Source organism: Desulfovibrio sp. 1188_IL3213 (assembly GCF_036763145.1).
GTDB lineage: Bacteria > Desulfobacterota > Desulfovibrionia > Desulfovibrionales > Desulfovibrionaceae > Desulfovibrio.
The window spans coordinates 1-4,480 of the sequence record NZ_JBAIYR010000185.1 but is presented as its reverse complement, the minus strand read 5'-3'; the positions used below and the strand labels follow the sequence as shown (position 1 = coordinate 4,480).

7 protein-coding genes are annotated in these 4,480 nt (G+C 55.1%); 6 read left to right on the top strand and 1 reads right to left on the bottom strand.

Going from position 1 to position 4,480, the window contains the following annotated elements:
* Positions 1 to 513 (top strand): phage tail sheath C-terminal domain-containing protein (locus V6C16_RS08425; RefSeq protein WP_333543005.1); only part of this gene is annotated, 513 nt, incomplete at its 5' end.
* Positions 514 to 523: 10 nt separating this feature from the next.
* On the top strand, positions 524 to 904 hold the full coding sequence (locus V6C16_RS08420) for a hypothetical protein (protein ID WP_333535284.1): 381 nt from the start codon (positions 524 to 526) through the stop codon (positions 902 to 904).
* Between the two features lie 28 nt (positions 905 to 932).
* Here V6C16_RS08420 and V6C16_RS08415 read toward each other — a convergent pair whose 3' ends face one another.
* Positions 933 to 1,172 carry a hypothetical protein gene (locus V6C16_RS08415; RefSeq protein WP_333535283.1) on the bottom strand — a complete coding sequence of 80 codons (240 nt, stop codon included), beginning with the start codon at positions 1,170 to 1,172 and terminating at the stop codon, positions 933 to 935.
* A 176-nt stretch (positions 1,173 to 1,348) separates the two neighbouring features.
* On the opposite strand from V6C16_RS08415, the gene V6C16_RS08410 reads away from it, so the two are divergent.
* The 4 genes from V6C16_RS08410 to V6C16_RS08395 all read left to right on the top strand — a co-directional run.
* Positions 1,349 to 1,957, top strand: a complete 609-nt coding sequence (locus tag V6C16_RS08410) for a hypothetical protein (protein WP_333535282.1) — start codon at positions 1,349 to 1,351, stop codon at positions 1,955 to 1,957.
* A gap of 104 nt (positions 1,958 to 2,061) precedes the next feature.
* Positions 2,062 to 2,439 (top strand): phage tail protein, encoded by a 378-nt coding sequence (locus V6C16_RS08405; RefSeq protein ID WP_296983568.1) that lies wholly within the window; start codon positions 2,062 to 2,064, stop codon positions 2,437 to 2,439.
* A 3-nt stretch (positions 2,440 to 2,442) separates the two neighbouring features.
* Entirely contained in the window at positions 2,443 to 2,775 is a 333-nt protein-coding gene (locus tag V6C16_RS08400) for a phage tail assembly protein (RefSeq protein ID WP_072312639.1), read from the top strand.
* 153 nt (positions 2,776 to 2,928) lie between these two features.
* Positions 2,929 to 4,480: hypothetical protein (locus V6C16_RS08395; RefSeq protein ID WP_333543004.1), on the top strand; the 1,552-nt coding region annotated here is incomplete at its 3' end.

Sequence of the window (4,480 nt, the reverse complement as noted above, 5' to 3'; positions counted from 1 at the left end):
AGCGAAGAAGACCCGGCCCGCCCCCTGAACACGCTGGAACTTTCCGGCATTGCCGCGCCCCCCGTGGCTGCCCGCCTCTCGCGCAATGAGCAGGAAACCATGCTCAAAAACGGCGTCACCCCTCTGGAGGTCGGGCCGGGCGAAACAGTGCAGATTGTCCGCGCCGTCAGCACCTATACCCGCAATGCCGTAGGCGCTACGGATATCAGCATGCTGGACATGACGACCATCCGCACACTTGATTACACCTGCAAGGCGGTCAAAGAGCGCGTTGACCTGCGCTTCCCGCGCGAAAAGCTCTCGGCCCGCACACCGGCCAAGGTACGCTCCGAAGTGCTGGACGTACTGCGCAATCTCGAAACGCTGGAAATTCTGGAAGAGGTTACGGCCAACGCCGAGGGCGTCATTGCCGAGCGCGACCTGCAAGACCCCAACCGCCTTAACATCAAAATACCCGCCGACGTGGTCAACGGCCTGCATGTACTGGCCGCCCGCGTGGACTTGTTGCTGTAGGGAGAAGGTTATGGACCTTGAAAAAATATGCATTTACGGTTTGCTCTACCTGTTCCTTGCGCTCTGGATGGCTTCTGTTGTTGGCGACATCTACAAGAGCAGTCTCCGTCACAGGGAGTCGCTCGACACCAACGCCAAAAACTTCGCTGCAAATCGTGAGCAGACGCAGGTCTTGGCGCGGGCGCTGGCTGATAGCCGGGACCACATCAAGGAAGCCATTGCCGCGCTGGCAATGCAAAAGAGCCTTGTGTTAATTGCCGATGACAATGGCAGTTGGAAACTGGTCGCTTTGGACACTGGCAGCAAAGACCAACTGCGAGAGTGGCTTGCGCAACAGCGGCGGGATGCCGAGGCAGCGGCAGAGCCGCCCGAACCTGACAAAAAAGAATAGCCCACAAGCCCCGCCAGAGCGGGGCTTTTTACTGCACGCTATCCACTACGTCCACATTGAACGAGCCTATAAATTCATCATGCGCCGTCTGCCTGCTTTCGTGTAAAAGGCTCGCCAGCGCGGTAGCCACGGCTCCGGTACGTTCATCTTTTGCAGCTCTTGCCGCAGCAAGCAATTGGTCTATGGCGTAACCCATAGCCGTGGAAAAGCCAAAAGATGCCCCAGCCCGTGCGGCATCTGCAATGTTTTCTACCTGCTCAAGTTTCATATCTCCTCCTGTCACAGCAAGACAGCATGGCAGACTGCGCATGTCCACAAGTATTTTGGGGCAGATTTGCCACTTTTTCAGCCAGTGCCAACTATCGCGCAAGGCCTTACAGCCCCTTGCCCCGGCAAGGGGCTTTTTGTACCCTATCGGCAACCACATATAAGGAGCCGCCCACCATGAAAAAACTGTTCGCCTGTCTGCTGTTTCTGCTTCTGGCTGTGCCTGCCTTCGCGGAAGAAAAAGACGACGATGACGTGCTTGTATACGAAACGCTGATAATCAAGCCGAATATAAAAAATGCTGACAATGAAGACATGCCCGCCATCATTAATGCATTGATGGAGCGCATAAAAACACCTGCCGTACTCGGAGATGCGGCCGGGAAAATAGTTATAGAGCCTACGTTTGCTTCAAGCCTTGAATATGGAACCTTCTCTTTGGAAAAATATCCGCAACTAAAAGAGTATAAAGAGGCTGTTCAAGAATCATATAATGCCTTAAAACTGCTCAAGCAGAAGCCAGAATTTGCACAGGGTGGTCTTAATACGCCTGCCGGTAAGGCGTGGCAGAAAAGGAATGACGCCTTCTATAAAAAGTATGAGCATGTACAATTGCCGTTTGGATATGCAAATGCTTTTACCGATTTAAATGTTTTAGCTTCGAATTATATGTCTATCAGACACGCGAAGAATTTCTCAGTCAGCACGCTTAACTCTTTGGAAGAAACTTCCTTCATCACTCGTCATCGTGTAGAAAAAACCGTTCATATGGCAATAGACGACTAGTCAACCGCTGACGTGCGCCAGTCTTTCTTTGGCCCGCGCTGCCACTATTGTGGCAGTGCGGGCTTTGCTTTTTGTCGCCCGTTAAACCCAAAAAGGAGCCGCCAATGGCTATGGAAGAATTCGTGGGCGCAATCGTCCTTGAGGTGGACGGCGAAGAAATCGAGTGCGCCAGTTTCAGCGTTAAGGAAAATACCGGCTGCCTGCCCGTGAAAACCATGAACCGCCGCGCTCGCATTGCCGGGTTCTGCCAGGGTGTTACCACTTACGAGCTTACTGTGGCCGTACCAATTCCGGCCAATGGCAAGGAGCGTAACTGGTCCAAGGTGCGCGATGCCAAACTGGTTATTTACCCGGTCAATGGCAAGGGGCAGCGCACGGCATATACCGGCTGCTGCGTTCAGGATGTAAGCGCCCAATACGAAAGCGAAGGCGAAGCCAAGCGCGATCTCACCCTTTTTGCTGTGGATGAAGTAAAGGAGTAATCCATGTCCAGACTTACAACTGACGGTACTTTGCTTTTCGGTATAGAATTCAACGGGCAGATGCATAAAGATTTTACCATGCGCGTCCCCACCCTGGAAGATGTGGAGGCCGCCATTGAAGATGCCGGGCCGGATGCCAGCAACGCCCGCATGAATCGCCACAAGTGGTCACGCACCATAACCCGCCTGGGTGAAATTCCTGCTGATGCCATCACTGCCGAGCTTTTGGCCGGTTTGCCCGCGCCGGAATATGGCGTTCTTCTGGCTGTGGAGGATGAGCTTGCAAAAAAGCTCTTGGCCTCCAGCGCGGAATCTTCCGCCGCCTCCGCGAAGTAGAGGCCGCGCTGGTAGGCCGTGGTTTTACCCTGGCCGAGGTCCGGGCCATGTCCCTGCCGGAGGCTGAAGTTTTTGTTGACGTGCTATTCCCCGCCAAACCCAAAGCAAGAAACGTTGTAACCAAACGCCAGAACTGGCGAAAGTGGAAGCGCCATGTCCGACCTGCAAGTACAAGCGGAACTGAAGCTCAAAGATAGCCTGTCGCGCCCTGCGGGCACTGCTCTGGACAGCTTGGGTAAATCCGCCGCCAAAACCGGCACGGCTGTAGACGCAATCGGCAAGGGCGAAGCCATGAAAGGCATGGCTAAAGATGCCAAGAGCGCGGCCAAAAGTATGGACGCTATCGGCAAAGAGGCCAAGGACGCGGCCAGAAGCATGGATGCCATTGCCAGCGAATCCAGAGAGGTCGGCGGCAATCTGCAAAGGGCCGAACAACGGGCGTCTGCCCTACGCCGCACCTTGCGCGGCGTAGGGCAGACCGCCCGTGACACTGTCAGCCATATGCAACGCCTTGGCCGGGGCATGGATGGCGTCTGGAAAACTGGCGCGGGCCTTGCTGCGAGTGGGTATGCTGCAAAAAAGGCGATTGACGCGCCTGTCAGCCGTGAACGCCAATACCTTGATGACGCGAACATAGCGGAAGTTGACGTCAAGAAATTGCGGGAGCTTGATGCCTCTGCCGTTAAGTATGGCGGCGGCACTCTGGAAGGCGCGCGGGCAACGCGAGGGGCACTTTTTCAGGCCGGGCTAGATTTTGCAGCGACTGACAAAGTATTGCCGGGCATTCAGCGTACGGCTACGGCCACAGCCTCCGAAGGTGCAGACCTTGCAAACATGGTCGCGGCAGGTCTTAAGGCCAAGCAATTCAAGGCTGAAGACGTTGAAATTGTCCTTGGTATGGCGGCCAATGCGGGGAGCGTGGGGGCGTTTGAAACCAAGGACATGGCCAAACATATGCCCGGCATTTTTACCAACGCGCCGGACATGCTGGGCGTAAGAGGCGCGGCCTATCACTTTTCAAACTTGCAGGTTCTGCGCGATGCGGCTGGCTCCAGCGATGAAGCCGCGATGCTTTATGCAAACCTACAGGCTTTTCGCAGTGGTGACGTGGCCGAGAAAAGGCTTAAAAAAAAGGTTAATCTTACAGCTATCTATCAGCGTACCGCCGCCAGCGGTGGCGACATGAACATGGCGCTTGTGGATGCCATCCAAAAGGGCGTGGTGGAAAAAGACAAGCTGTACAAAAAGCTGCATGCCCAATGGGAAAAGGCAGATGGGAAAGAGAAAGAAGCGCTTAAAATGCAGCTTTCAAGCCGACAAATTCAGCTTTTCAGCAAAGTTATACCTGACCGTCAGGCACGACAGGCTGCGGTAGCCCTTGCCAATGGTGGGGAGCGCCGTGCCGAGGTGCTCGCTGCTGTTGAAGGCAACCCCCTTGAGTCCGTGGACAAGTTCTTTGAGCGTGTGCAGACCTCCACCCAATCAAAGTTTGACTCCCTTGGTAACGCCTGGGAAGCCGCCATGGACGGCTTTTTTGCAAAAGTTAAGGGCGGCGTTGACTGGGGCTTGAAATCGGCAACGGAATTTATGGAAACAAACCCTACAGCCAGCGTGGCCCTGGCAGGCACAACGGCTGTTGGGGGCAGCATTGCGGCAGGGGCGGCGGGCATGACTGCGTGGGATTTCCTCCGCAAAGGCAGGGGCG

Bases quoted from the DNA above. Each gene is read 5' to 3' on its own strand.
- V6C16_RS08420 (WP_333535284.1), top strand. From the start codon at position 524: ATGGACCTTGAAAAAATATGCATTTACGGTTTGCTCTACCTGTTCCTT.
- V6C16_RS08415 (WP_333535283.1), bottom strand. From the start codon at position 1,172: ATGAAACTTGAGCAGGTAGAAAACATTGCAGATGCCGCACGGGCTGGG.
- V6C16_RS08410 (WP_333535282.1), top strand. From the start codon at position 1,349: ATGAAAAAACTGTTCGCCTGTCTGCTGTTTCTGCTTCTGGCTGTGCCT.
- V6C16_RS08405 (WP_296983568.1), top strand. From the start codon at position 2,062: ATGGCTATGGAAGAATTCGTGGGCGCAATCGTCCTTGAGGTGGACGGC.
- V6C16_RS08400 (WP_072312639.1), top strand. From the start codon at position 2,443: ATGTCCAGACTTACAACTGACGGTACTTTGCTTTTCGGTATAGAATTC.